Origin of the sequence: Glutamicibacter sp. NPDC087661, from assembly GCF_044743275.1 — a bacterium.
Lineage (GTDB): Bacteria > Actinomycetota > Actinomycetes > Actinomycetales > Micrococcaceae > Glutamicibacter.
Genome location: NZ_JBIUWE010000001.1, coordinates 567,830 through 593,009 on the forward strand (window position 1 = coordinate 567,830; position 25,180 = coordinate 593,009).

A 25,180-nucleotide genomic window follows, 5' to 3' on the forward strand; every position below is an offset into this window, starting at 1 on the left:
GGGCGGGTGCAAAAGAGACTATCCTTGAATTAAGTTCGATCGAATCCAGGGAACTTTTCCCTTCGACCCGACGTTGAACTTGAAGACGGTGGACGACCGTCGAGATTGCCTTTGGAAGGAGAAGACGATGCCGCTATCGGAACACGAGCAGCGTTTGTTGGAGCAGTTGGAAAAGCAGCTGCATGAAGACCGTCGCTTCGCTTCGAGCATGAAAGGCCCATCGGGCACGGGACGTTTGTCGACCCGCAATATTGCTCTGGGTATCTTGCTGGTAATCGTCGGCCTAGCGGGACTCATCTTTGGAATCTCGCAGCACATCATCATCGTAGGCGTTCTCGGCTTTGCGGTGATGTTCGCGGGTGTACTGCTTGCCCTGACTAAATCGGCTACTGGAAAAATTGGTCCGTCCAACGGAACGGGATCAAAATCTGCAGCCAAGAACAATTCGCAGTTCCTTTCCGGCCTGGAAGAAAAATGGAACCAGCGAAAGCGTGATCAGTCCGATAGCTGATCTGCATTGATATTGAGGTGTGACCCCTAGGGTTGCACCTCTTTTCTGTTTAAGCCCCGCTTCTCACATCCCTACGGTCACCGTGCACCTCATGCCGGGGCGCATGGGTTTCATTCAATTCGGGAAGTTGGATGTCCTGGATATTCGGTGCGCCTATCTGAAGGCCGCGCGACTTTGCAAGTGATCTTGAATTCTCTGCAGATTCCAAGGTTCACGTCCACCTCGCCGGTCAGGCAGGCCCCCACTTCCCTCCCCAGGTTCCTCCACTTCCCACCACCGCGCCTAAAAATAGCAATATTCCGCGGATTTGCGTGTGGAATCTCTGAAAAATACTGGATCATGCAGCTGGACGATTCCCATCCCTCCACCTGAACATAGGCTGAGCATCCGCTAGATTCAGGTGTTTTTTAAGTCCAGACCCTCGCGAAACCACTGAAATTGCATTGACAGTGGAGGGTTGTGGAGTAAAGTGGAGGCAAGTAGAGAAGAATGGGGCTTCTGGCCACTTCACGGGAAAGGTGGTGTGCATGTTCCTTGGAACTTACACACCGCGTCTTGATGAAAAAGGTCGGTTGATTCTTCCAGCTAAATATCGAGATGAGCTGTCCTATGGGCTGGTTCTCACTCGCGGCCAAGAGCGTTGCATATACGTTTTCAGCCAGCGGGAATTTGAGAAGCAGCACGAGCAGCTGGCGCAGGCATCCTTGACCTCCCGGCGAGCACGCGACTATGCGCGTGTGTTCCTCTCAGGGGCCTCGGATGAAGTTCCAGATAAGCAGGGGCGCGTAACGATTCCGCAAGTGCTGCGCACTTATGGAGGCCTTGATCGGGAGGTCACAGTTATCGGTGCGGGCAACCGTATTGAAATCTGGGATTCGACCGCATGGCAGCAGTACTTGGATGAACAAGAAGACGTGTTCTCCGATACTGACGAAGATTAGGGCTTTGTGCCCTACACCGACAAAACACCACGTTTGTTGAGATGAGATCTCCAGCCACCTTGGGGTAGAAAATCGTCTGGCTTCACTTCCCCGGAGCCAGAAGGTTGGATCGCCACTTGGTTGGAGGGGGATCTGATCTCAACAGCAGATCGAAAGCGAAAGGGGGCGCAGTGCCAAATCAGGATTCCCAGCGACCAGCATCCGAACGCCACGTTCCAGTACTTCTGGACCGATGCGTTAATTTGCTAGCTCCAGGTATTGAGCGAGCCAATGCTGAAGGCCGTCGGGCAATTGTGGTTGACTGCACCCTCGGGATGGGTGGGCACTCCGAAGCCATTCTCAAGCGGTTCGACAACTTGCACCTGATCGGTCTAGACCGTGACGAGCAGGCTCACGAACTTGCCGGTGCACGACTCGCCCCGTTCCAGGACCGCATCGACCTCGTGCACGCGGTGTATGACGAAATTGCGGATGTCGTGGAAGATCTTGGGTTCCCGGGGGTCGACGGCGTTCTGTTCGACCTTGGCGTTTCCTCGCTGCAGCTCGATGAGCGTGAACGGGGTTTCGCCTATTCGTATGATGCACCGCTGGATATGCGCATGGACACCTCTGTTGGCCCAACTGCCGAGGACCTGGTCAACGACTTGGAACGCGACGAACTGCTTCGAATTATTCGACAGTGGGGCGAAGAGAAGTTTGCTGGACGCATCTCGACGGCAATCGTCGAGGCACGCGCCAAGAGCCGCATCACTACCACTGCTGAACTAGTTGAAGTGATCCGCAGCGTTGTGCCCGCGGCGGCTGCTCGAAACCATGGACACCCGGCCAAGAGGACCTTCCAAGCATTGCGTATTGCAGTGAATGAGGAACTTGACGTCTTGGAACGTGCGATCCCGGCGGCAATGGGAGCTTTGAACGTCGGCGGAAGAGTCGTCGTGATGAGTTACCACTCCTTGGAAGACAAAATCACCAAGCGGCACTTCGTCCATGGATCTACCTCGTCGGCCCCTCCGGGATTCCCGGTGGAGCTGGACGAACACAAAGCTGAATACAAGGTGCTCACCAAGGGCACCGAGAAGCCAAGCGACCACGAAATAGCAGAAAATTCACGTGCAGCCTCAGCCCGCTTGCGAGCTGTGGAACGAGTGTTGAAGAGGAGCTAGCATGAGCCAACGAGCCCAGCGCCGCGTGCAGAAGACCGCAGCCGTGAACAACCAGCCTGTTGTCGACGGTAATACTGCGCGTGCAATGCGACCCGAGCCCGTCCCAGCTAGCAACCTGCCTAAAGGCGATTCGCGTCAGCGCGTAACTCTTTCGTTGGTTCCTAAGATGAACGAAACCAGCAAGCGCTCCATGTTCACCATGTCTGCGGTGCTCGTTGTCTTGGCATTCAGCGTGATTGTTACGCTGGTGCTGCTCAATACTTCTGTAGCTCAGCGGCAGTACGACATCGTGAACTTGCGTTCGCAAGAGCGTGCGCTTTCCCAAGAGAATCAGGCACTGCTGAAGGAGGCCCAGTCGTTGGCGGCGCCACAGGCACTGGCCGCCAAGGCAAAGGACCTCGGTTTGGTTTCGCCAGGTGCTCCAGGGCTGATCAGCCTGTCTGAGGGCAAGGTTGCCCAAGACGCTGAGAAGGCGGTCAAGGCAAAGAACAGCAAGCAGGAATACGGAACTATTCCGCTGCCGGGCGACAGCATCCGCAAGGGTGAAAGCAAAACTGAAGCCAACGCATCAAACACGCCGAAGACCACTGTGGGTAAAGCCTCAGCAGATTCACAGAAGGAGTCCGGTGCCACTGAAGGTTCCAAGGAACCAGAGGTGAAGCCGGAGAAAGCTGAACGTGAAGTTGCCAGTGATGGCCGCCCAGTGTTCAATGACGCTGAGCTTAACGGGGGCACGATCCCTGCACCAAGCATCAAATCCCCAGCAGAGTAGTTAGCCCTTTCTAAGCTAGATACAGGTGGCCTACGCTGCTGGAAAACCACGCTGAGGGAAAGTTAGGTTCTTTTGTGAGCTCGACGGCAATCGACACTGCGAAAAAGCGAATGCGCTTTGTGCTGCTCCTCTCCGTGGTTTTGCTGCTGGTGATCCTGGGCCGGCTGGTCTGGGTCCAGGGCATCAACTCGGCAACCATTGCCAACGCTGCACAGGAAAACCGCGAACGCGTTGAAAACATTGCGCCAAATCGAGGATCCATCGAAGACCGCAATGGCACCACCCTCGCCGTCTCAGTAGACCGCTATGATCTGGTCATCGACCAGCGCGAGCAGGGTGAGAACATTCGCCGTGCGAAGCGGGATGGAACCAATGGCCAGGAACGCATCACGTGGGACCAAGCCATTGACGAACTAGCCGATACCCTTGACCAGGACCGTGAGGAACTTGCCACGAAGGTTCGCCCGCAGGGCGATGCCAAGCCCAAAGGGTACGTCATGCTCGCCAAGAGCGTGACCCCGGAAGTACGCAACGAAGTCCTCGAAATCGGTATTCCGCGACTTGCCTCATTGCTGCGCAGCGAACGCCAGTACCCGCAAGGCGTAATTGCAGGACCACTGCTGGGGTTCGTGCGCAACTCCGAAGACCAAACAGCCGTGGTGGGAGCCGAAGGCCTGGAACTGAGCCAGGAGGAACACCTGGCCGGCACGGCCGGCAGCCGCAAGTTCGAGATCAGCGCCGATGGCGTGCGCATTCCCGTCACCGAGGTCGAAGAAACCCCTGCAGTCGATGGCCAGGACGTCATCCTGACCATCGACTCCGACATCAACTACGTTGCCCAGCGTGCAGCAGAAAAGAAGCAAGCTCAGTTCAACGCTGAGTGGGTTTCCGTGGTCGTCATGAAAGCGGATACCGGCAAGATCCTCGCCATCGGCGACTCCGCTGAATTGGACCCGAATGATCCAGGCGCTACCAAGCCGGAGTTCCGCCGCTCCACCTCCATCACCCGTGCTTTCGAGCCAGGTTCCACCGGCAAGGCCGCGATCTTCGCGGCGGCCATCGACCAGGGCGGAGTGGATCCGCTGACCGAGATGCGTGTGCCGAATAAGAAGACGTTCACCAAGGAAACCATCAATGACTCGTTGGAACACCCAACGTACGACATGACGGTCTCGGGCATCTTCGCCCGTTCCTACAACACCGGCACCGTGATGGTCGGAAATACCATGAGCAAGCAGACCCGTTACGACTACATGCGTGCCTTCGGATTGGGTTCGCCCATCCGCGTCGGCTTGAATGGCGCTAGCGCTGGCCAATTGGCGCATCCCGATAATTGGGACCGCCGCCAGCAGTACACCACCATGTTCGGCCAGGGCTATTCGCAGACCGTGCTGCACACCGCTTCAATTTTCCAGTCCTTGGCCAACGGCGGCGTTCGCCTTTCGCCAAGCCTGATTGAGGGCTACCGCAACGAAGACGGTACCATCACCAAGATCCCCGCACCGGAAAAGAAGCGCGTGGTCAAGAAAAGCACCGCTGACGAAATGCTCAAGCTCATGGAATCGGTCGTTGACGACGGTACCGGCTACAAGGAGCGCATTCCCGGGTACCGCGTGGGCGGCAAGACCGGTACAGGCCAGGCGGCAAGCGCCAAGGGCTATGACGGATATACTTATTCCTTTGCAGGTGTCGCTCCCTTGGAAGATCCGCAGTTCGTCGTCGTGGCAACCATGTACAGGCCAAAGGGCAACTGGAAAGACTTCTCGGTAGCTGACACGTTTACCGATGTTATGAGCCATACTCTCAACACATTCAATGTGCCACCGAGCACGACAAAGTCAGAGGCGTATGACGTCTTTGTAGGTGAGGATCAGAAGAAATCTTGGTAGTCCAGAACCCCGACACTCCGCGTGAGCTAGAACGGTACCTACGCCCAGAGAGCATCGCCGGTCTTGGCTTCGACCAGCTCTGCGGCACAGCTGGCGCGGTGCGAACTGGAGCGCTGCTCAATGCCGCTCCGCAAATCCTCGGCGTCAGCCTCAACCCGCAGATCGTACAGAGCGGTGACGTCTTCCTGGGTATTTCCGGCGCCAAGCGCCACGGTGCCGAATTCGTGGAAACCGCCATCGGCAACGGTGCTGTCGCACTGATCACCGATACTGCAGGACTCGAATTCCTCAGCGATGACCTCTCGATCCCGGTGGCCGTCGTTGCAGATGTACGCAAATCCGCAGCCGTGATCGCGCAGAGCGTCTACGGAACCGACCAGCGCAGCCCGAAGCTGTTCGCTGTCACCGGCACCAACGGCAAGACCACCACAACCTTCATGATCCGCGCGATCCTGGATGCGCTGGGTGAAGAAACCGGCCTGATCGGCACGATTGAGATGTCCGCCCGCGGGCAGATCATCCCCAGCGTGCTGACCACCCCGGAGTCCACCCAGCTGCACGGCGTGCTCTCGCGCATGGCGCAGCAGGAAGTCACGTCGGTGGCCATGGAGGTATCCAGCCACTCGCTGAGCTATGGCCGCGTTGATGCCCTGCGCTTTGCCGTTTCCGGTTACACCAACCTGACCCAGGACCACTTGGACCTGCACGGCACGATGGACGAGTACTTCGAAACCAAGGCCGAACTATTCACCGCGGAACGCTCCGAGCGCGCAGTGGTCATGGTAGACGATGAATACGGCCAGCGCCTGGCCGAGCGCGCCCTGGTGCCTACCGAGACCCTGAGCCTCGACGGCGAACACCCTTCGGCGCACTGGAGGGTTGCCGAACTGGCGCACTGCGGATTGGGCCACAGTTTCACCCTGGTGCACCGGGATGGACGCCAGCTGCGGACCCGGACCCTGCTTCCAGGCATGTTCAACGTCGCCAACGGAGCACTGGCGGCCTTGATGGTGCTGGCCGGCGGTGCGGACCTCGAAGCCCTGCAGCAGGCCTTGGACTCCAAGGATCCGCTGTCGGTCGCCGTTCCAGGGCGGATGCAGGTCGTAGCCGAATCTCCGGTAGCCGTAGTCGATTTCGCCCATAATTCGGATGCACTGGCAAAGGCTTTGGATTCCATCCGTCCGGGGGAGCAGGGACGCCGGATCGTCGTCTTCGGCGCCACCGGAGAGCGCGATAAGACCAAGCGCCCGGATATGGGAGCGGTGGCAGCCCGCCACGCGGATATCGTCATTGTGACCGACGACGACCCGCACAGCGAAGACCCGGCTCCGATCCGCGCCCAGGTTGCCGCCGGAGCACAGCAAGTTCTCGATTCCGAGCGTCCGCAGGTGCAGCTTCACAACATCGCGCCACGCGCCAAAGCCGTAGAGTTCGCTGTGAGTTTGGCCGAAGCCAACGACGCGATTCTCGTGGCCGGGCGGGGACATGAAGTCAGCCAAGACGTCGCGGGAATTGACGTGGAACTGGATGATCGAGTGGAACTAGCGAAAGCACTGAATCTTCATGGATTTGTGACCAATTCCTAGAACGTACAAGTCCACTATCGCCACCGCTCAAGTGTAAAGTCCTTATTGCCATGATTGAACTGTCTCTGACCGACCTGCTGGAAATCACCGGCGGAAAAGCGACTGCTACAGCCGCCTCCGACACGGTGATCACTTCCGTGACCACTGACTCGCGCGAAGTCGTCCCGGGTGCCTTATTCGTCGCCAAGCCCGGAGAACTCTCCGACGGGCACGCCTTTATCGACCGTGCACGCGCCGCCGGCGCAGTGCTGGCCCTAGCTGAACGCATTACCCACGATGAAGACCGCAGGGAACACCCGGCGATCATCATTGAAGACGCGGTAGAAGCAATGGGCAAAATTGCCGCGCACATCGTTGCGCTTCTCAAGGAAAAGAACGACGCCAAGGTCGTGGGCATCACCGGTTCGGCCGGCAAGACCACCACCAAGGACCTGCTCGCCGGTATTCTGTCGCAAGTGGCGCCGACCGTGTCGCCAATCGGCTCGTACAATGGCGAAGTCGGCGTCCCGCTGACGGTATTCAGCGCCACCGAAGAGACCAAGTACTTTGTCATCGAGATGGGGGCCACCGGCATTGGCCACCTGACGTACCTGACAGATATGGTGCACCCGCAGGTCGGTGTCGTGTTGTGCGTCGGTACCGCCCATGCCGGCGAATTCGGCGGGGTGGAGAACATCGAGAAGGCCAAGGGCGAACTCGTTGAAGCCCTGCCAGCCGATGGCACGGCCATCTTGAATGCTGAAGACCCCCGCGTGGCACGCATGGACTTGCGTTCCGGGGGAGCCGTGCGCTTCTTCGGCACCGGAAAGAACAAGCCGGAAAACGCTGGGGTCTGGGCCACCGACGTTGTTGTGAATTCCCACGGGCAGCCAGAACTCACTCTTGAATTCCCTGGCGGCTACAGCAAGCGCATCACCTCGGGCCTCCTGGGACGCCATCACGTCTCGAATATCCTCGCCGCGGCCAACGCTGCACTGGCCCTGGATATCGCCCCGGAATTGATCGCCGCAGGCCTGGAAGGCCGCGCTGCCGGCAGCCGCTGGCGCATGGAGCGCATCGAGCGCGCTGACGGCGTGAGCATCATCAACGACGCGTACAACGCGAACCCTGAATCAATGCGCGCTGCGCTGGTGACCCTGGCCGAATTGGGCCTGGGCGCCGACGGCGCACCGGGCCGACGCACTTGGGCAGTCCTGGGCGAAATGCTGGAACTGGGCGATGACAGCATCCACCAGCACGACCTGCTGGGCCGCATGGCAGTTCGCATGAACATCAAGAAACTTGTAGTGGTAGGCCGTGGCGCAAAGCCCGCCTACAACTCCGCTGTGCTCGAAGGCAGCTGGGGCGACGAGGCCTTCTACGTTGAAGACGTAGATGAGGCTCGCGCGCTGCTGCAAGAGCAGCTTCAGCCAGGCGACATCGCCTTGTTCAAGTCCTCTAACGGGGCCGGTCTACGCTTCCTCGGCGACGACATTGCAGCATTCGCGAAGGAAGGCGACAACGCATGATCGCATTGATTCTGGGGGCCGGCATTGCCCTCGTGCTGACCATGGTGGCCATGCCGCTGTACATCCGCCTGCTCACCAAGAAGCAATACGGGCAGGTCGTGCGCGACGACGGGCCGAACTCGCACGCCATCAAGTCCGGCACCCCGACCATGGGCGGAGTGGTCTTCGTCCTGGCCGTGTTCGTGGCGTACTTCGCCACCCATGGCATCCTTTCGCTCATGGGACGCACTTCTTCGGGAATTACCGCCAGCGGAATGCTGGTCCTGATGCTCTTCGGCGGCATGGGACTGGTCGGCTTCCTCGATGACTTCATCAAGATCTTCAAGAAGCGCTCATTGGGCTTGCGCGCCTGGCAGAAGATTGTCCTGCAGGCATTCTTCGGCATCAGCTTCGCCGTGCTGGCCTTGCAGTTCCCCAATGACCAGGGCCTGACTCCGGGCTCTACCGCGATCTCCTTCCTGCGCGACACCAACATCGACCTGGCCTTCGCAGGCCCGATGCTGGGCATGATCCTGTTCGTGCTCTGGGCGAACTTCATCGTTACCGGTGCTACCAACGGCGTGAACTTGACCGATGGCCTGGACGGACTGGCTACCGGTGCCTCGATCATGGTCTTCGGCGCCTACACCCTGATGGGCATCTGGCAGCAGAACCAGGCCTGCAGCAACATGGACTCGCTGGACGTCTGCTACTCGGTACGCGACCCGCAGGACCTGGCCCTGCTGGGGGCCACCCTCTCCGGTGCGCTGATCGCCTTCCTCTGGTTCAACGCCAAGCCGGCGAAGATCTTCATGGGCGACACCGGATCGCTGGCCATCGGCGGCGCCGTGGCTGCCTTCGCGATCCTCTCGCGCACCCAGCTGCTGCTGGTGGTAATTGCCGGCCTGTTCGTGATCATCTCCCTGTCGGTGATCATCCAGGTGGGCTACTTCAAGCTCTCGGGCGGCAAGCGCGTGTTCAAGATGGCGCCGCTGCAGCACCACTTCGAGCTTTCGGGCTGGTCCGAAGAAAACGTTGTTATCCGATTCTGGATCCTTGCCGGCCTGTTCGTGGCCGCGGGCCTGGGTCTCTTCTACTCTGAATGGGTTGTCGCACTGTGAGCGTAGACGCTGGCAAATCTCTTGACTCGCTAACCAGCTGGGATGCTGATTGGAAAGGCCTGCGCGTAGTCGTCGCCGGACTGGGACTCTCCGGATTCTCTGCGGCCGACACCCTCATCGAGCTGGGTGCCATCGTCACCGTCATCGACGGCCGCGATGACCAGCTGAACCAGCAACGTGCCGAGACGCTGAAGATCGTCGGGGCCCATGAGGTGCTGCTGGGCGACGGGAACGTACAAGCCCTGCCGTTGGTCGATGGCAAGCTGGCCCAGCTGGTCATGGTTTCCCCAGGCTGGAATCCCCGTAATCCGGTCATCGCAGAGGCCGAGTCCGAGGGCATCGAGATCTGGAGCGATATCGAGCTGGCTTGGCGCGTGCAGAACCGTGCCGGCCACACAGCACCACAGTGGCTGGCGATTACCGGCACCAACGGCAAGACCACCACTGTGGGCATGACCGAGGCGATCCTGCGCGCCGATGGGCTGAAGGCCATCGCCGTCGGCAACGTCGGCACCCCGATCCTGGATGCCGTACGCGAACCGGTGGACTATGACGTATTCGCCGTCGAGCTCTCCAGCTTCCAGCTGCACTACACGCATAGCATTTCTCCGCTTGCCTCGGTGGTCTTGAACCTGGCCGAAGACCACGTGGACTGGCATGGCGGCTTCGACAACTACAAGGCCGCCAAGGCCAAGATCTACGAACGCACCCAGGTAGCAGCGATCTTCAACGCCGCCGATGAGCGCACCATCACCATGGTGGAAAACGCTGAAGTCATCGAAGGCTGCCGTGCTATCGGCTTCACCACCGATACCCCAGCAGTATCGATGGTGGGTGTTGTCGAAGGCCTGCTGGTGGACCGCGCCTTCATCGAAGAGCGCAAGACCAGTGCCGTGGAACTGATCGCCCTGAAGGACATCGGCGAGATTGTTCCGCGCCACACCGCCGCGAACGCGGCTGCCGCGGCGGCGCTGACCCGCGCGTACGGAGTGAATGCAGAAGCTGTCGCTGCGGGTTTGGCGAACTTCGACTCCGGCGATCACCGGATCCAGGCCGTCGCCCGCAAGAACGACATCCTGTGGATCAATGATTCCAAGGCCACTAATCCGCATGCGGCCGATGCTTCGTTGGCTGCATTCACCCGTGTGGTCTGGATTGCCGGTGGCTTGTCCAAGGGCGTGGAATACGGCGACTTGATCGCCAAGCACGCGCAGCGCCTGGCCAAGGTCTTGCTCATCGGCACCGACACCGCCGGTTTGCGCCAAGCACTCGCTGCCCACGCGCCAGAGGTTGAAGTCATCGACATCACTGGGGCAGCGCAGGGCGGTGACGGTTCGGTTCCAAGCGGCGCCCAGGTCATGACGCGTGCGGTCTCCAAGGCTGCCGAAGTAGCCGAAGCAGGGGATACCGTGCTCATGGCTCCCGCCGCGGCCTCGATGGACCAATTCAGTTCCTACGCCCAGCGTGGCAACGCATTTATCGCTGCCGTCAGTGATCTGATGGATAAAACTGGCGAAGACCAGTAATCGAAAGCTGACCGAATAAACGACACCGAGGCAGGAGGCACCGATGGCGATGAAAATGAACAAGAAGCCAGCAGGTTCCAAAGCCGAACTCCCTTGGTACGCGAGATTCGGCAGGATGCTCGGAACCGTCGAGAACTCCAGCGGCCGCATGGCCTCCACGGACTACTGGCTGGTGCTCGTGGGCTCCATCGTGCTGGCCGTTTTCGGTGTGGTCATGGTCCAGTCATCGGCGTCGGTTGAAGCGATCGCGAAGGGCAGGGACGGTTTCACCGTGGCGCTGTCCCAGGGTGGCTTTGCCGCCTTGGGTATTCTCTGCATGCTGGTCATGCAGCGGATCAAGCCGGAAACGCTGAAGCGGCTGGCCTGGCCTTCCGTTATTGCGGCAGTGGTCCTGTTGTTCCTCGTGGCGTTCACGCCATTGGGCCATACGGTGCTCGGCAACCGAAACTGGATCCGCATCGGCGGCTTCGGCCTGCAGCCCAGCGAGTTCGCCAAACTGGCGTTGTCTGTTTTTGCCGCGTTCATGCTGGAAAAGAAGCAGCATCTGCTGCACGACATCAAGCATTTGGTCGTCCCAGTGGTTGCCCCGGTGGGGGTCTTCATTGTTGGCCTCATCGTGGTCGGCAAGGACGTAGGTACAGCGCTGGTCTTGTTGATGATCATTGCCTCGGCGATGTTCTTGGGCGGCATCCGGATGAAGTGGCTGGCGGCGTTTTCGGTGGTCGGTGTCCTGGGCCTGTCCGTGGCGATCTTCGCTTCCTCCAACCGCCGCCAGCGCATCGTCGCTTGGCTTGATACCGATTGCGGCCCGAGCAGCGACCTTTGCTACCAGGCCAGCATGGGCCTTCACGCCTTCGCCTCCGGCGGCTGGTTCGGTGTGGGCGCAGGCCAGTCCCGCATGAAGTGGTCCTATGTGCCTGAGGCGCAGAACGACTTCATCTTCTCCATCCTGGGTGAAGAGTTCGGCCTGATCGGCGTGCTGTTCGTCCTGGTCATGTTCATGCTGCTGGCCTTGGCGATGTATCGCATTGCAGCACGCGCCAAGGACTTGTACACCAAGGTGCTCATGGGTTGCCTGATGTCCTGGGTCATCGGCCAGACCTTCGTGAATCTGGGTACCGTCACCGGCGTACTTCCCGTGATCGGTGTTCCGCTGCCGTTCATTTCCTCCGGCGGCTCGGCGATGCTCGCCATCATGCTGGCAATGGGCTATGTCCTCTCCTCGGCCCGGGCGCAAAAACTTGAATTCGAAGCAACGCTGGAAAAGAAACCGGCAAAGAGCAAGAAAACCAAATAGTGCGCAGCTAGCGGCCGCTATCAGAAGCAGAGGCCCATCGCTGAATCTGCGGTGGACGTTGATCCTGCCCATTGGCAGGACGAAGGAGTACAGCAACAGATGAGCGAAGCACTTCGTCTAGTCGTCGCCGGCGGCGGAACTGCCGGCCATATCTCGCCCATGCTGGCCATAGCTGATGCCGTGAAGGCCGAGCATCCCGAAGCAATGGTCACAGCACTGGGTTCTCCCGGTGGCCTGGAAACCAAGCTGGTGCCGGAAGCCGGCTACCCGCTCGAACTCATCCCCAAGGCCCCGATGCCACGCAGCATCAACGTGGATCTGCTCAAGTTCCCTTTCCGTTTCATCAAGGCCATTAACAACGCCAAGAACGTTCTGCGCACTACCAAGGCCGAGGCCGTCCTGGGCGTCGGCGGTTATGTCTGCACCCCGGCATATCTTGCCGCGAAGCAGCTGAAGCTGCCGATCTTCGTGCATGAGGCCAACTCCGTTGCCGGCATGGCCAACAAGCTCGGGGCAAAGAACGCGGCATTCGTCGGAACCACTTTCGCCAACACCGGGCTGCCCGGTGAGATGCAGGTGGGCATGCCGATGCGCTCCAACGTTGCCACCATGGACAAAGCCGCGCTGCGAGGCGAAGCACGCGGGTACTTCGGTATCACCGGGCAGAAGCCGGTACTTCTGGTCACCGGTGGATCCTCCGGAGCGCAGAGCATCAATACCGCCATCGAGCAGTCCCTGGACGAGCTGAACGCAGCTGGCATCCACACTATCCACATCACCGGACGCGGAAAGCAGATTCTGGACGCCTCGGGCAATCTGCTGTCCCATGAAGGCTACAGCCAGACCGAATACGTGGACCGCATGGACTACGCCTACGCCGTCGCGGATTTGATGATCTGCCGCTCCGGCGCGGGCACCGTCTGCGAACTGGCCGTAGCTGGCACGGCCTCGGTACTGGTTCCGCTGCCCATCGGCAACGGCGAGCAAAAGCTCAACGCCCGTGAACTGGTCGCTGCCGGGGGAGCCGTCCTGGTTTCCGACGCGGAGTTCACAAAGTCCTATATCAGCGAAAATGTCATCAATCTGCTGACCGATCAGCATAAAATTGAAAAGATGTCTCAAGCCGCTGCCTCATTGGGGCAGCGCGACGCCGCGCAGATCATGGCGCGACGGATTATTGATGAAGTTTCAACCCGCCGCCGTGCGGGTCAGGAAGGCTAGAACCATGGCACTGCGAGCCGACGAACTGAACGCCGATCTGGGCAAGGTACACCTGATGGGTGTAGGCGGGGTTGGCGTATCAGCGGTTGCACGGCTGCTGCTCGACTACGGCCTGGCTGTCTCCGGCACCGATGCCAAGGATCTCCCGGTGCTCGATGGCTTGCGTGAGCGCGGCGCGCGAATCCACGTAGGCTACGACCCAGCGAACCTCGGCGACGCCGACACCGTGGTGATCTCCTCGATCATCAAGGCCGGAAACCCGGAATATGACGAAGCCCTGCGCCGCGGACTGCGAATCTTGCACCGCTCCGAAGGCCTGGAAGCTACCATGCGCGGCCACGAGAAGATCGTGGCCATCGCCGGTACTCACGGCAAGACCACCACCACTTCGCTGACCGCCCATATGCTCAAGACCATTGGCGCGCGTCCGAGCTTCGCCGTGGGAGCGAATATTCCAAGCCTGGGCACCAACGCCGAGCTCGGGGCCGGATCCTACTTCGTGGCCGAAGCGGACGAATCCGACGCTTCCTTCCTCAACTACCGGCCGGATGCCATCATCGTGACCAACGTCGAAGCCGACCACCTGGATCACTACGGTACCGCTGAAGCAGTGCACCAGGCCTTCGTGGACTTCGCCAGGCTATTGCCGGCAGACGGCTTGCTGATCTGCTGTGCAGATGATGAGGGTTCCAACGATCTGGCGCACAAGATGCGCGCAGAGCGTCCGGAAATCCGCGTGCAGACCTACGGCTTCAGCGATCACGCCGACCGCCGCCTTTCCGATGCCCGCGCCACCGAAGACGGCCGCTTCACCGCAACCATCGAATGGGGCAGCGGACAAAGCCGCATCCTGGATCTGGCAGTGCCCGGCCAGCACAACCTGCTTAATGCTGCCGCCGCATTGTCTGTCGGCATTGATGCAGGTGTGGACGTTGACGAAGCGCTGCAGGCGCTCTCCAGTTTCTCCGGGGCAGCTCGCCGATTCGAATTCAAGGGTGAAGCCGCAGAGGTCCGTGTCTACGACGACTACGCGCACCACCCGACCGAGGTGCAGGCAGCGCTGACCGCCGGCCGTACGGTGGCCGGCAACGGCCGGCTGCACATTGTCTTCCAGCCGCACCTGTTCAGCCGTACCCAAGAGTTCTTCCGCCAATTCGCCCAGGCCTTGTCCCTGGCCGATTCGGTGGCCGTGCTGGATATCTACCCGGCACGTGAAGAACCTATCGATGGCGTGGACAGCGAACTGATCGCATCGCGCATCGAGGTTCCTGCCCAGGTACTTTCGCCGGCAGCCGCTGTAGCGCACGTGGTTGAGCAGTCCGAGCCGGGCGATGTCATCATGACCATTGGCGCCGGCGATGTCACAGCGCTAGGCCCAGACATCGTCAAGTCGCTGAGCTGACGAATTCCGTCCCGAGTCCGAGGCCATCGCAGTTGGTCCACTTCCGTCTACCAAGGTGATCCATGGGTGAAGCAGCAAAAGTCGTAGAACTTCCGGAGAGCCCGGAGAAAAAACGGCGCAAGATCCTGATTATTCTCACGGCATGCATCGTCGTGCTCAGCCTCGCTGCGGTTTTGATCTTGAGCTTCTCACCGGTGATCGCTGCCAAGAAGATCGAAGTAACCGGCACCAAGCTGGTCAATTCCGAGAAGCTGGGGAAGTCCCTGGAACCATTGAAGGGCGTTCCGCTGCCGCGGATCTCTGAATCGAGGGTCCAGGAGCTGATCGGCGAGCAGCCGGCCATCGACGAAATCGTGGTCAAGGCCCAGATGCCCAACACCTTGGTCGTTGAGGTAATCGAAGCTGTGCCGGTGGCCATCTTGCTGGAGGGCAAGAAGCAGTACCTGGTCTCCGAGACCGGCAAGAAGCTTCGCACCGTCGGCAAGAATGACAAGGACCAGTTGCCCAAGATCAAGGCCACCGACGTCACTGCTGATCCGGAGCAGTTCAAGCTGCTGACCGGAATCTTGAGCACCGTTGACAAGAAAGTGCTCAAGGAAGTCTCAACGGCATCCTTGTCCAAGGCAGGGTTCGCCGAACTGGCGTTGCCGAAGAACCGCACTTTGATTTGGGGAGACGCCAAGAAAGCGGCCCTGAAAAATGAAGTGGCGACGATCTTCTTGAAAGAGCTTGAGAAAAAGCACGCGGCCAAGACGACCATCGACGTCACCAACCCAGAAAATCCCGTGGTCTATTAAGTCGCGGTGCTCTGGGCGCGGGAAGACCAATAAGCCAAGAAATTCTGGAAAGATAGTTTTGAATAAGCGACACGCCTAGGCGGTCGTTGCAGAAAGACCACACGACTCATAGCGTTTCTAATAACGACAGCTTGACAGAATCTTAACCTTAAGGCTAAAGGTGAAGGTCTTTAGCTGGAGTCGTGAAATATGTAGCACATCTAACAAGGGAAGCGGGACGTGGCAGCTCCACAGAATTACCTCGCGGTCATTAAAGTCGTCGGAATCGGCGGTGGCGGTGTAAACGCAGTCAATCGAATGATCGAAGTCGGTCTCAAGGGCGTAGAGTTCATCGCCATTAACACCGATGCCCAGGCTCTGCTTATGAGTGATGCCGACGTCAAACTCGACGTAGGACGCGAACTGACTCGTGGCCTGGGCGCTGGCGCCAACCCTGATGTGGGACGCCAGGCAGCGGAAGATCATGTAGAAGAAATCGAAGACGTCCTGCGCGGCGCGGACATGGTCTTCGTGACCGCTGGCGAAGGCGGCGGTACTGGTACCGGCGGCGCGCCGGTCGTGGCCCGCATTGCCCGCTCGCTTGGCGCGCTGACCATCGGCGTGGTCACCCGTCCATTCACCTTCGAGGGTCGCCGCCGCGCTAACTCCGCCGAGTCGGGCATCGAAGCCCTGCGCGACGAAGTGGATACCCTCATTGTGATCCCGAACGATCGACTGCTGTCGATCTCGGATCGCAACGTATCGGTGCTCGATGCATTCCGCCAGGCAGACCAGGTTCTGCTCTCCGGCGTGCAGGGCATTACCGACCTGATCACTACCTCGGGCCTGATCAACCTCGACTTCGCCGACGTGAAGTCCGTTATGCAGGGCGCAGGCTCGGCATTGATGGGCATCGGTTCGGCGCGGGGCGAAGACCGTGCAGTGAAGGCAGCGGAGCTGGCTATTGCCTCGCCACTGCTCGAAGCTTCTATCGATGGCGCCCACGGCGTCCTGCTCTCCATCCAGGGCGGCTCCGACCTCGGCTTGTTCGAAATCAACGAAGCTGCACGCCTCGTGCAGGAAGTTGCCCACCCGGAAGCCAACATCATCTTCGGTGCCGTCATTGACGACGCCTTGGGCGACGAAGCACGTGTCACCGTGATTGCAGCCGGCTTCGACGAGCCAGATGTCACCAGCAAGCCAATGGCACCGGTCGCAGCAAAGCCAGCTGTCTCCGCGCGCCCGGCTGAGCAAGTGCCAGCGAGCATTCCAGAAACACCAGCACCTGCTGCAACCGAAGCTGCGAAGCCAGCCCAGGTTGCTCATGAGAAGCCAGCTGCCGCAGAGCAGGCTAGCTCCTTCCAGGACCTTCCAGATGTTGTCGACTCGGACCTGAATGGTTCGAACGACGACCTGGATGTCCCGGACTTCCTGAAGTAAAAACAGCAAGAAGCTGAGCAGTGCTACATTTCGCGTCGAACCTCGATCCGAGCATCCAACTGGCATTCACATCGCAGGCTGAGGGAAACCTCGCCCTGCACGTGAATGACGATCCCCGCCTTGTGGCGGAGAATCGAGCCAAATTGGAGGACTTGATCGGGGTTCGACGCTTCTCGCTTAACTTCATGAACCAGGTGCACTCCGCCGATGTATATGAGGTCACGCCGGTGCGGCGCACCTCGTGGCTAGAGCCGGCAGCGCCAACCTGCGATGGATTGCTGGACCCAACTGGCACCCAGCCCCTGGCAGTGATGGTCGCCGACTGCCTTCCGGTGCTCTTTGTCGGAAGAAACACGCGCGATGGGCAAACCCTGAGTGCCGCAACCCACGCCGGCCGGCGCGGGCTGCTCGACGGGATCCTGGCAAAAACGGTCGAGGGCCTGAAGGCTCATGGTGCCGACACAGTGGAAGCCGTGATCGGCCCTTCGATCTGCGGCCGATGCTATGAAGTTCCAGAAAGCATGGCCCAGGAATCCGAAGAGTTGCGCACCGGGATTCGCACCACGACTCGCTGGGGGACCCATGGGCTGGACCTTCCGGCCTCAGCCGAACAAGAACTGCGCGGCCTCGGGGTGGACGTGCGGCAATCCGGTGTCTGCACCTTGGAAGACGAAAGTTACTATTCCTACCGGCGTTCAAGCCGTGCAGGACGACTTGCCGGACTCATCTGGACCGCCGCGTAGGCGTGCGCGACACACCGCCAAGAATTGATCGAATGAACGATGCCTGCATTATTTTGTGCGGTAGCGTCGAAGTAGCGGAAGCGTGCAATGGGGTTGCATGCATGGGATAAACGAGGAGAAACATCGTGGCTGACGGACTGCGTAAGGCAATGGTATATCTCGGCTTGGCGGACGCCGTCGAGCAGGAAGAGACCCAGACACAACACGCTGAGCCCAAAACCCAGGTTCGGGTAGTTGAGGACACAGCTCCAAAGCGACCTGCCGAAGCCCCACGCCCACAGCCTGTTGCAAGGCAGGCTGCGCCGCAAACACAAGCTAGAGAACCAGAGACGGAATACCGTGCTCCGGTCACCCCTATTAAGCGTGCCCCTTCAGTACGGGATGAGGATTCCGAATTGCGTCAGATTACTACCGTCCACCCTCGTTCTTATAACGATGCCAAGATCATCGGTGAGAACTTCCGTGACGGCATCCCGGTGATTATGAATGTCACCGACATGGGTGAAACCGATGCCAAGCGCCTCGTCGACTTCTCGGCCGGTCTTGTTTTCGCCCTGCACGGCTCCATTGAGCGAGTCACGAACAAGGTCTTCTTGCTCTCACCAGCGACCGTTGAGGTCCTCGGTGAAGATCGCAAGCAGTCCGAAGCGCAAGCAACCTTCTTTAATCAGAGCTAAGACACCAGGAGCACAAGCACAAAATGGTGTTCGGGATCATCTATCTCGCCTTAGCCATCCTCCAGATTCTGCTCTTAATGAGAATTGTGTTGGATGTAACGGAAAGCTTTGCTCGCCACTGGCGACCCAAAGGCATCGCATTGATTGTCGCAAGTGCAATCGTGTCGATTACCGATCCTCCGCTGCGCTGGTTGCGCCGGAGGATCAAACCCCTGGATCTCGGCGGAATCCGTCTTGACCTGTCCTTTCTTGTGTTGTTCATCGTCGTAATCATTCTTAAAGCGGTGGTAGCCAACCTGGGTCTCAGGACAGGGATCTGATTAGGGCATTTCCGTGCTTCACGGGGATTGTCCTGAGCAGTCAAAAGCTGTAGATTCAAAGAATAAGAGACTCGCGCGTAAGCTCGATTTCGTAATAATTGTCCAAATCGTTATATCCTTTAGGAAATGGTGCTCCGACTTCACCGGTCGCGACACTGACAAAAACGGTAAGTGTTTCGCAAGGCAAGACAATGGTCGTGCGGAAATGATCCCAGTATTGAGGTGACCCAATGGCTCTGACGCCAGAAGACGTAGTCAATAAGCGGTTTCAGCCGACCAAGTTCCGTGAAGGCTACGACCAAGACGAGGTAGATGACTTCCTCGACGAAATCGTTGTGGAGCTGCGTCGCCTAACCGGTGAGAACGAGGCTCTGCGCAGCCGCCTTGCCGAACTTGGCGAAGATGCGGGTTCGGTATCGAAGGAGCAGGCTGTTCCTGCACCTGTTTCGGCCGCTCCAGTTACTCCTGCTGCTCCAGCTGCTAAGCCAGCTGAAGAGAAGAAGGCAGAAGCTAAGCCTGCAGAGCCAGCGAAGGCAGAAACCCCAGCTGCCAAGCCAGCTGAGGAAAAGAAGGCAGAAGCTAAGCCAGCTGCCGCTGAGAAGGCACCTGCAGCTCCGGCCGCAGCAGCAGCGCCAGCTGCAACTCCTCGCTCCGAATCCGCAGAGTCGGCAGCCAACGTGCTGTCCATGGCTCAGCGTCTGCACGACGAGTACGTCGCTGCCGGTGTCGAGCAGCGCGACAAGATCATCTCCGAAGCGAAGACCGAAGCTAACACCTTGGTCACCACCGCTGAAGAGAAGAGCCGCAAGACCTTGTCGGCCTTGGAGCAGCAGAAGTCGGTTCTGGAGCGCAAGCTCGAGCAGTTGCGTGGCTTCGAACGCGATTACCGTGCTCGCCTGAAGACCTACATCGAAGGACAGCTGCGTGACCTTGAGTCCCAGGGTTCGATCGATGCTGGTGCGGCAGGCAAGACCAGCTAGTCGCTGACAGTTCATAACTTGATCTAGCTATCAAGTAAGATCAACGGTGGTGAACGGATACATTCCGATCACCACCGTTGACGTTTAAGAGGAAATAATGGGTACCACTGTGGACGCAGTTCAATCCGGAAACGCGGGCGCGAAGGCGAAGAAATACGTTGGCCTTGGCCTCGTGATCGCTCTGATCGCGCTGGTACTGGACCAAACCGTCAAAATTGCCGTTGAACAGAACATGCGGCTTGGCCAATCGATTGAAGTGATTCCCGGATTCTTCAACATCCACTACATCCTGAACCCTGGTGCCGCCTTCTCCATCGGCGAAGACTTCACCATAGTCTTCGCGATCCTGCAATCGGCAGTCGCGGTCTACGTCATTTACCTGTTTTTCCGCAAGGTGCTGTCCAGAAGCTGGGCCATAGCCCTGGGCTGCCTGCTCGGCGGTGTCCTGGGCAATGTCGTGGACCGGCTGTTCCGTGAACCGGGCTTCGGATTCGGCCATGTGGTAGACATGTTTTCCGTCACCCACTTCGCTATCTTCAACGTCGCCGACTCCTTCATCGTCTGTTCCATGATCGCGGTGGCGTACATGCTCATCCGCGGGCGCAACCTCGATGGCAGCATTGGCGATCCTCCAAAGAAAGACAAGTCCAACAAGGAGGAAGCAGAACCAAACGCATGATCTCGAACGAAACCACCATTCACGAACTGCTGGTTGACCCAGCCGATGCCGGCGCACGCCTTGACGCCTATATCTCCCGGTCCCTGCAGATCCCGCGCACCTTGGCTTCGAGCCTTTGCAAGGATTCGCAGATCCAGGTCAACGGACGAACCATTGCCAAATCTCTGAAGATCAAGGCGGGGGACCAGCTGGTAGTCACCATCCCGCCGCAGGCAGACCCATTAGAAATTAAGGTTGAGAAAGTGGAAGAGCTGAAGATTATCGCGGACGACGATGACTATGTGGTCATCGACAAGCCCGTGGGTGTCGCAGCCCATCCATCCCCGGGGTGGGTGGGCCCGACAGTTGTCGGCGCACTCATGGCCGAGGGCTACAACATCACCACTTCCGGTGCCGCCGAACGCCAAGGCATAGTGCACCGCTTGGACGTGGGCACCAGCGGCCTGATGGTCGTGGCGAAAACCGAACGCGCCTACACCGAACTGAAGCGCGCCTTCAAGGAACGCACCCCCAAGAAGATCTACCATGCGGTGGTGCAGGGCCTGCCTGACCCGCTGGAAGGCACCATCGAGGCGCCGATCGGGCGCCACCCGGGCCACGACTGGAAGTTCGCTGTCCTGGATGGCGGGCGGGACTCGGTCACCCACTACAAGGTGATCGAGGCCTTCGGCCGCGCCTCGCTGGTCGAGGTGCAACTGGAAACCGGGCGCACCCACCAGATCCGCGTCCACTTCTCAGCCTTCGGGCACCCTTGTGCCGGAGACCAGACCTACGGAGCGGATCCCAAGCTGGGTGCCGCTCTGGGCCTGACCCGGCAGTGGCTGCATGCAAAACGTCTTGGATTCTCCCATCCGGTCTCCGGCCAGTGGATGGAATACGAAAGCGAATATCCTGCGGATCTGGCAGGCGCCGTCGAGCTGCTGCGCGAAGGCGGATACTGAGTTCCAAGGTGCTGTTGGCCACTGGCCGGCAGCACCTTGTGTCGTGCTAGCCACAGCACCGCGCCGGGGTGGGCCCAAGTCCGGGTTTGATCGCTAGACTGGTTGGGTGAGTGCTACACGTGACGGATTTGTCCATCTTCATACCCACACCGAATACTCCATGCTGGACGGTGCGGCGCGCCTAGGCGAACTCTTCGCCGAAGCTAACCGGCAGGGCATGGAAGCCATGGCGATTACCGACCATGGCTACCTGTTCGGTGCCTTCGATTTCTGGCGCCAAGCCACCGGAGCTGGCGTTAAGCCGATCATCGGCGTAGAAGCCTATGTCACCCCGGGCACCGCGCGCGACGACAAGACCCGCGTGAAATGGCGTACCGACGAATCGCAAAAGGGCGATGACGTTTCCGGTGGCGGCCTGTACAACCACATGACCCTGCTCTCGTACAACAACAAGGGCATGGACAACCTTTTCAAGGGTTCGTCCCGCGCCTCGCTGGACTCCGTGTTCGGCAAATACCCGCGCTGGGACCGCGAGCTGCTCAACGAGCACCACGAAGGCCTCATTGCCACGACCGGCTGCCCTTCGGGTGAAGTCCAGACCAAGCTTCGCCTGGGCCAGTACGATGCGGCGAAGGCGGCCGCGGCTGAACTGCAGGATTTATTCGGCAAGGAAAACTACTTCTGCGAGATCATGGACCACGGTCTGGAGATCGAACGCCGCATCACCAAGGACCTGCTGCGCCTGGCCAAGGAACTGGGCATTCCGCTGGTGGCTACCAACGACCTGCACTACACCCATGAATCCGATGCCAAGGCCCACGAGGCGCTGCTGGCCATCAACTCCGGCTCCACGCTCGACGAGCCCACCTATGACCAGGGCGGCAGCCGCTTCGCTTTTTCCGGCACCGGCTACTACCTGAAATCGGCGCGCGAAATGCGCGATTTGTTCAAGGAATTTCCTGAAGCCTGCGACAACACCCTGGCGATCGCCGACCGGGTCGAGGTCTCCTTCGACACGAACGCCAACTACATGCCGAAATTCCCTTGCCCGCCGGGGGAGGACGAAACCAGCTGGCTGATCAAGGAAGTCGACAAGGGACTGCACTACCGCTACCCGAACGGCATCCCAGAAGCTTCGCGCAAGCAGGCAGACTACGAGCTGGACGTCATCATCAAGATGGGCTTCCCGGGATACTTCCTGGTCGTGGCCGACTTCATCAACTGGTCCAAGGACCACGGCATCCGTGTTGGCCCGGGGCGTGGTTCGGGTGCAGGCTCCATGGTCGCCTACGCCATGCGGATCACGGACCTCGATCCGCTGGTGCACGGCCTGATCTTCGAGCGTTTCCTGAACCCGGAACGTGTTTCCATGCCCGACTTCGATGTCGACTTCGATGATCGCCGCCGTTCCGAGGTCATCAAGTACGTGACCGAGAAGTACGGTGATGAGCGCGTATCGATGATCGTGACCTACGGTTCAATCAAGACCAAGCAGGCGCTGAAGGACTCATCGCGCGTGCTCGGCTACCCGTTCAGCATGGGCGAGACCCTGACCAAGGCGCTGCCGCCGGCGGTGATGGCCAAGGACATCCCGCTGAACGACATCGAGAACCCGCAATCCAAGCGCTATTCGGAGGCGGGGGACTTCCGCAACCTGGTGGCCAATGACCCGGAGGCGGCCCGCGTCTTCGAGACGGCCAAGGGCCTGGAAGGCCTGAAGCGCCAGTGGGGCGTGCACGCCGCCGGCGTGATCATGAGCTCGGACCCGATCATCGACGTCATCCCCATCATGCGGCGCATCCAGGATGGACAGGTCATTACCCAGTTCGACTACCCGACCTGTGAAGGCCTGGGGCTGATCAAGATGGACTTCCTGGGGTTGCGCAACCTCACCATCATTTCCGATGCCCTGGAGAACATCGAGTACAACACCGGCATCAAAATCGACCTCGAGACCCTGAGTATCGAGGACCCCGAGGCCTACAACCTGCTGGCCCGCGGCGACACCCTGGGCGTGTTCCAGCTCGATGGCGGTCCCATGCGCTCGCTGCTGAAGATGATGCGCCCCGATAACTTCGAAGACATCTCCGCAGTGATCGCGCTGTACCGTCCGGGCCCGATGGGCGCCAACTCCCACACCAACTACGCCCTGCGCAAGACCGGGTTGCAGGAAGTCACCCCAATCCACCCGGAGCTCGCTGAACCGCTGGCAGAGATCCTCGGCGGCACCTACGGCCTGATCGTGTATCAGGAGCAGGTTATGGCTATTGCGCAGAAGCTGGCCGGCTACTCGCTGGGCCAGGCCGATATCTTGCGCCGTGCCATGGGCAAGAAGAAGAAGTCGGAACTGGATAAGCAGTTCGCCGGCTTCAAGCAGGGCATGAACGACAACGGCTACTCGGACGCCGCCGTGCAGACCCTGTGGGACATCTTGCTGCCATTCTCCGACTACGCGTTCAACAAGGCCCACTCGGCCGCGTACGGCGTGGTCTCCTACTGGACCGCCTACCTCAAGGCGCACTACCCGGCCGAATACATGGCCGCGCTGCTGACCTCGGTGGGCGATGACAAGGACAAGCTGGCACTGTACCTGAACGAATGCCGCCACATCGGCATCACCGTGCTGCCGCCGGATGTCAACGAATCGGCGTTGAACTTCACCCCAGTGGGCAAGGATATCCGCTTCGGCATGGGCGCCATCCGCAACGTCGGCACCAATGCGGTGGCCGGCATGGTCGAGGCCCGCACGGAGAAGGGCAACTACAACGACTTCAACGATTTCCTGGGCAAGGTCCCGGCCGTGGTCTGCAACAAGCGAACCATTGAATCGCTGATCAAGGCCGGTGCCTTCGACTCCATGAAGCATCCACGCCGGGCGCTGGTGGCCATCCACGAAGAAGCCGTGGATTCGGTGATCCAGGTCAAGCGCAACGAGGCGGCCAACCAGTTCGACCTGTTCAGCGCCCTGGGCGCGGATGAGTCCTCGGAGTCGATGCACGTGGCGATCCCCGACATGCCCGATTGGGACAAAAAGGAAAAACTGGCCTACGAGCGCGACATGCTCGGCCTGTACGTTTCCGACCACCCGCTGCAGGGACTGGGCTCGGCCCTGGACCAGTACGCTGACATGCCGGTCACGCACGTGCTCTCGGATGACGGCCCGCAGGATGGCCACATCATTTCCATCGCCGGCATGATTTCCGGTCTGCAGCGGCGCATCGCCAAGAAGAGCGGCAACCCGTATGCGCGCTGCGAGATCGAAGACCTCTCCGGTTCGATGGAGGTCATGTTCTTCGGCCAGGCCTACCAGCCGATCGCCGAGATCCTGGCCGATGACCTGATCGTGGTCATCAAGGGGCGCGTGCAGCGCCGCGATGACGGCTCCATCACCCTGAACGCGCAGGAAATGATGATCCCGGAAATTTCCGAGGATGCCAACGGGGGACCGGTAGTCATCGGCATTCCGACACACAAGGCCACCGAGACCCTGGTGCAGAAGCTGGGCGATGTGCTGCGCACCCACAGCGGCAACACCGAGGTGCGGGTGAAGCTCACCGGCAGCCGCGGCACCTCGCTGCTGCGCCTGGGCATGAACTTCAGGGTGAACCCCAATCCTGCCCTGTTCGGCGATTTGAAGGTGCTGCTGGGCCCTCACTGCCTGGACGTATAGGGAAACGGATCACGGCTTGGATGACCGGGGAAGGTAAC

At 59.8% G+C, this 25,180-nt stretch carries 21 protein-coding genes; all 21 read left to right on the top strand.

Translation table 11 applies throughout. The annotated features are described in order from the left end of the window. Positions 1-127: 127 nt before the first annotated feature. The 21 genes from ACIOTN_RS02710 to dnaE all read left to right on the top strand — a co-directional run bounded on the left by ACIOTN_RS02710 (position 128) and on the right by dnaE (position 25,142). Positions 128-511, top strand: a complete 384-nt coding sequence (locus tag ACIOTN_RS02710; protein ID WP_105656808.1) for a DUF3040 domain-containing protein — start codon at positions 128-130, stop codon at positions 509-511. 527 nt (positions 512-1,038) lie between these two features. Beyond that, positions 1,039-1,452: a division/cell wall cluster transcriptional repressor MraZ gene (gene mraZ, locus ACIOTN_RS02715; protein WP_038990697.1), complete on the top strand. Its 414-nt coding sequence runs from the start codon at positions 1,039-1,041 to the stop codon at positions 1,450-1,452. 170 nt (positions 1,453-1,622) lie between these two features. Then, the gene (rsmH, locus tag ACIOTN_RS02720; RefSeq protein WP_181148802.1) at positions 1,623-2,615 is read left to right on the top strand and encodes a 16S rRNA (cytosine(1402)-N(4))-methyltransferase RsmH; all 993 of its coding nucleotides are present in this window, start codon (positions 1,623-1,625) and stop codon (positions 2,613-2,615) included. A gap of 1 nt (position 2,616) precedes the next feature. After that, positions 2,617-3,387, top strand: a complete 771-nt coding sequence (locus ACIOTN_RS02725; protein WP_105656806.1) for a hypothetical protein — start codon at positions 2,617-2,619, stop codon at positions 3,385-3,387. 74 nt (positions 3,388-3,461) lie between these two features. Beyond that, a complete protein-coding gene (locus ACIOTN_RS02730) occupies positions 3,462-5,276 on the top strand; it encodes a penicillin-binding protein 2 (protein ID WP_286134108.1) in 1,815 nt (604 codons plus the stop codon). Beyond that, positions 5,270-6,862 (top strand): UDP-N-acetylmuramoyl-L-alanyl-D-glutamate--2,6-diaminopimelate ligase, encoded by a 1,593-nt coding sequence (locus ACIOTN_RS02735; RefSeq protein WP_105656805.1) that lies wholly within the window; start codon positions 5,270-5,272, stop codon positions 6,860-6,862. Before ACIOTN_RS02730 ends, ACIOTN_RS02735 begins: the two co-directional genes overlap by 7 nt. 50 nt (positions 6,863-6,912) lie before the next feature. After that, positions 6,913-8,370 carry a UDP-N-acetylmuramoyl-tripeptide--D-alanyl-D-alanine ligase gene (murF, locus tag ACIOTN_RS02740; RefSeq protein ID WP_105661487.1) on the top strand — a complete coding sequence of 486 codons (1,458 nt, stop codon included), beginning with the start codon at positions 6,913-6,915 and terminating at the stop codon, positions 8,368-8,370. After that, positions 8,367-9,470, top strand: coding sequence for a phospho-N-acetylmuramoyl-pentapeptide-transferase (gene mraY / locus ACIOTN_RS02745; RefSeq protein ID WP_105656803.1), 1,104 nt, complete (start codon positions 8,367-8,369; stop codon positions 9,468-9,470). Before murF ends, mraY begins: the two co-directional genes overlap by 4 nt. After that, the gene (gene murD, locus ACIOTN_RS02750) at positions 9,452-10,996 is read left to right on the top strand and encodes a UDP-N-acetylmuramoyl-L-alanine--D-glutamate ligase (RefSeq protein WP_105661486.1); all 1,545 of its coding nucleotides are present in this window, start codon (positions 9,452-9,454) and stop codon (positions 10,994-10,996) included. Before mraY ends, murD begins: the two co-directional genes overlap by 19 nt. Before the next feature lie 43 nt (positions 10,997-11,039). Beyond that, positions 11,040-12,293 carry a putative lipid II flippase FtsW gene (ftsW, locus tag ACIOTN_RS02755; protein ID WP_402734768.1) on the top strand — a complete coding sequence of 418 codons (1,254 nt, stop codon included), beginning with the start codon at positions 11,040-11,042 and terminating at the stop codon, positions 12,291-12,293. 99 nt (positions 12,294-12,392) lie between these two features. Next, positions 12,393-13,514 (top strand): undecaprenyldiphospho-muramoylpentapeptide beta-N-acetylglucosaminyltransferase, encoded by a 1,122-nt coding sequence (murG, locus tag ACIOTN_RS02760; protein ID WP_105661484.1) that lies wholly within the window; start codon positions 12,393-12,395, stop codon positions 13,512-13,514. Between the two features lie 4 nt (positions 13,515-13,518). Further along, positions 13,519-14,916: a UDP-N-acetylmuramate--L-alanine ligase gene (gene murC / locus ACIOTN_RS02765; protein ID WP_105661483.1), complete on the top strand. Its 1,398-nt coding sequence runs from the start codon at positions 13,519-13,521 to the stop codon at positions 14,914-14,916. A gap of 62 nt (positions 14,917-14,978) precedes the next feature. After that, positions 14,979-15,713 carry a cell division protein FtsQ/DivIB gene (locus ACIOTN_RS02770; protein ID WP_105656798.1) on the top strand — a complete coding sequence of 245 codons (735 nt, stop codon included), beginning with the start codon at positions 14,979-14,981 and terminating at the stop codon, positions 15,711-15,713. Positions 15,714-15,932: 219 nt separating this feature from the next. Beyond that, positions 15,933-17,132, top strand: coding sequence for a cell division protein FtsZ (gene ftsZ, locus ACIOTN_RS02775; RefSeq protein WP_105656797.1), 1,200 nt, complete (start codon positions 15,933-15,935; stop codon positions 17,130-17,132). A 20-nt stretch (positions 17,133-17,152) separates the two neighbouring features. Next, positions 17,153-17,875, top strand: coding sequence for a polyphenol oxidase family protein (locus ACIOTN_RS02780; protein ID WP_105661482.1), 723 nt, complete (start codon positions 17,153-17,155; stop codon positions 17,873-17,875). A gap of 125 nt (positions 17,876-18,000) precedes the next feature. Then, positions 18,001-18,552 carry a cell division protein SepF gene (locus ACIOTN_RS02785; RefSeq protein WP_105656795.1) on the top strand — a complete coding sequence of 184 codons (552 nt, stop codon included), beginning with the start codon at positions 18,001-18,003 and terminating at the stop codon, positions 18,550-18,552. A gap of 23 nt (positions 18,553-18,575) precedes the next feature. Continuing rightward, entirely contained in the window at positions 18,576-18,872 is a 297-nt protein-coding gene (locus ACIOTN_RS02790; protein WP_402734769.1) for a YggT family protein, read from the top strand. A 230-nt stretch (positions 18,873-19,102) separates the two neighbouring features. After that, complete coding sequence (locus ACIOTN_RS02795; protein WP_105656793.1) at positions 19,103-19,852, top strand: DivIVA domain-containing protein; 750 nt, start codon at positions 19,103-19,105, stop codon at positions 19,850-19,852. A 97-nt stretch (positions 19,853-19,949) separates the two neighbouring features. After that, positions 19,950-20,531: a signal peptidase II gene (gene lspA, locus ACIOTN_RS02800; protein ID WP_105661481.1), complete on the top strand. Its 582-nt coding sequence runs from the start codon at positions 19,950-19,952 to the stop codon at positions 20,529-20,531. Then, positions 20,528-21,472: an RluA family pseudouridine synthase gene (locus tag ACIOTN_RS02805; RefSeq protein ID WP_105661480.1), complete on the top strand. Its 945-nt coding sequence runs from the start codon at positions 20,528-20,530 to the stop codon at positions 21,470-21,472. Before lspA ends, ACIOTN_RS02805 begins: the two co-directional genes overlap by 4 nt. Before the next feature lie 106 nt (positions 21,473-21,578). Continuing rightward, on the top strand, positions 21,579-25,142 hold the full coding sequence (gene dnaE / locus ACIOTN_RS02810) for a DNA polymerase III subunit alpha (RefSeq protein ID WP_402734770.1): 3,564 nt from the start codon (positions 21,579-21,581) through the stop codon (positions 25,140-25,142). Positions 25,143-25,180 lie beyond the last annotated feature (38 nt).

What these genes read in the sequence shown, in the direction of transcription:
- ACIOTN_RS02770 (WP_105656798.1), top strand. Translation starts at nt 14,979, where the DNA reads ATGGGTGAAGCAGCAAAAGTCGTAGAACTTCCGGAGAGCCCGGAGAAA.
- ftsW (WP_402734768.1), top strand. Translation starts at nt 11,040, where the DNA reads ATGGCGATGAAAATGAACAAGAAGCCAGCAGGTTCCAAAGCCGAACTC.
- murF (WP_105661487.1), top strand. Translation starts at nt 6,913, where the DNA reads ATGATTGAACTGTCTCTGACCGACCTGCTGGAAATCACCGGCGGAAAA.
- murG (WP_105661484.1), top strand. Translation starts at nt 12,393, where the DNA reads ATGAGCGAAGCACTTCGTCTAGTCGTCGCCGGCGGCGGAACTGCCGGC.
- ACIOTN_RS02710 (WP_105656808.1), top strand. Translation starts at nt 128, where the DNA reads ATGCCGCTATCGGAACACGAGCAGCGTTTGTTGGAGCAGTTGGAAAAG.
- murC (WP_105661483.1), top strand. Translation starts at nt 13,519, where the DNA reads ATGGCACTGCGAGCCGACGAACTGAACGCCGATCTGGGCAAGGTACAC.
- ACIOTN_RS02725 (WP_105656806.1), top strand. Translation starts at nt 2,617, where the DNA reads ATGAGCCAACGAGCCCAGCGCCGCGTGCAGAAGACCGCAGCCGTGAAC.
- murD (WP_105661486.1), top strand. Translation starts at nt 9,452, where the DNA reads ATGGGTTGTCGCACTGTGAGCGTAGACGCTGGCAAATCTCTTGACTCG.
- mraY (WP_105656803.1), top strand. Translation starts at nt 8,367, where the DNA reads ATGATCGCATTGATTCTGGGGGCCGGCATTGCCCTCGTGCTGACCATG.
- mraZ (WP_038990697.1), top strand. Translation starts at nt 1,039, where the DNA reads ATGTTCCTTGGAACTTACACACCGCGTCTTGATGAAAAAGGTCGGTTG.
- lspA (WP_105661481.1), top strand. Translation starts at nt 19,950, where the DNA reads ATGGGTACCACTGTGGACGCAGTTCAATCCGGAAACGCGGGCGCGAAG.
- ACIOTN_RS02795 (WP_105656793.1), top strand. Translation starts at nt 19,103, where the DNA reads ATGGCTCTGACGCCAGAAGACGTAGTCAATAAGCGGTTTCAGCCGACC.
- ACIOTN_RS02805 (WP_105661480.1), top strand. Translation starts at nt 20,528, where the DNA reads ATGATCTCGAACGAAACCACCATTCACGAACTGCTGGTTGACCCAGCC.
- ACIOTN_RS02790 (WP_402734769.1), top strand. Translation starts at nt 18,576, where the DNA reads ATGGTGTTCGGGATCATCTATCTCGCCTTAGCCATCCTCCAGATTCTG.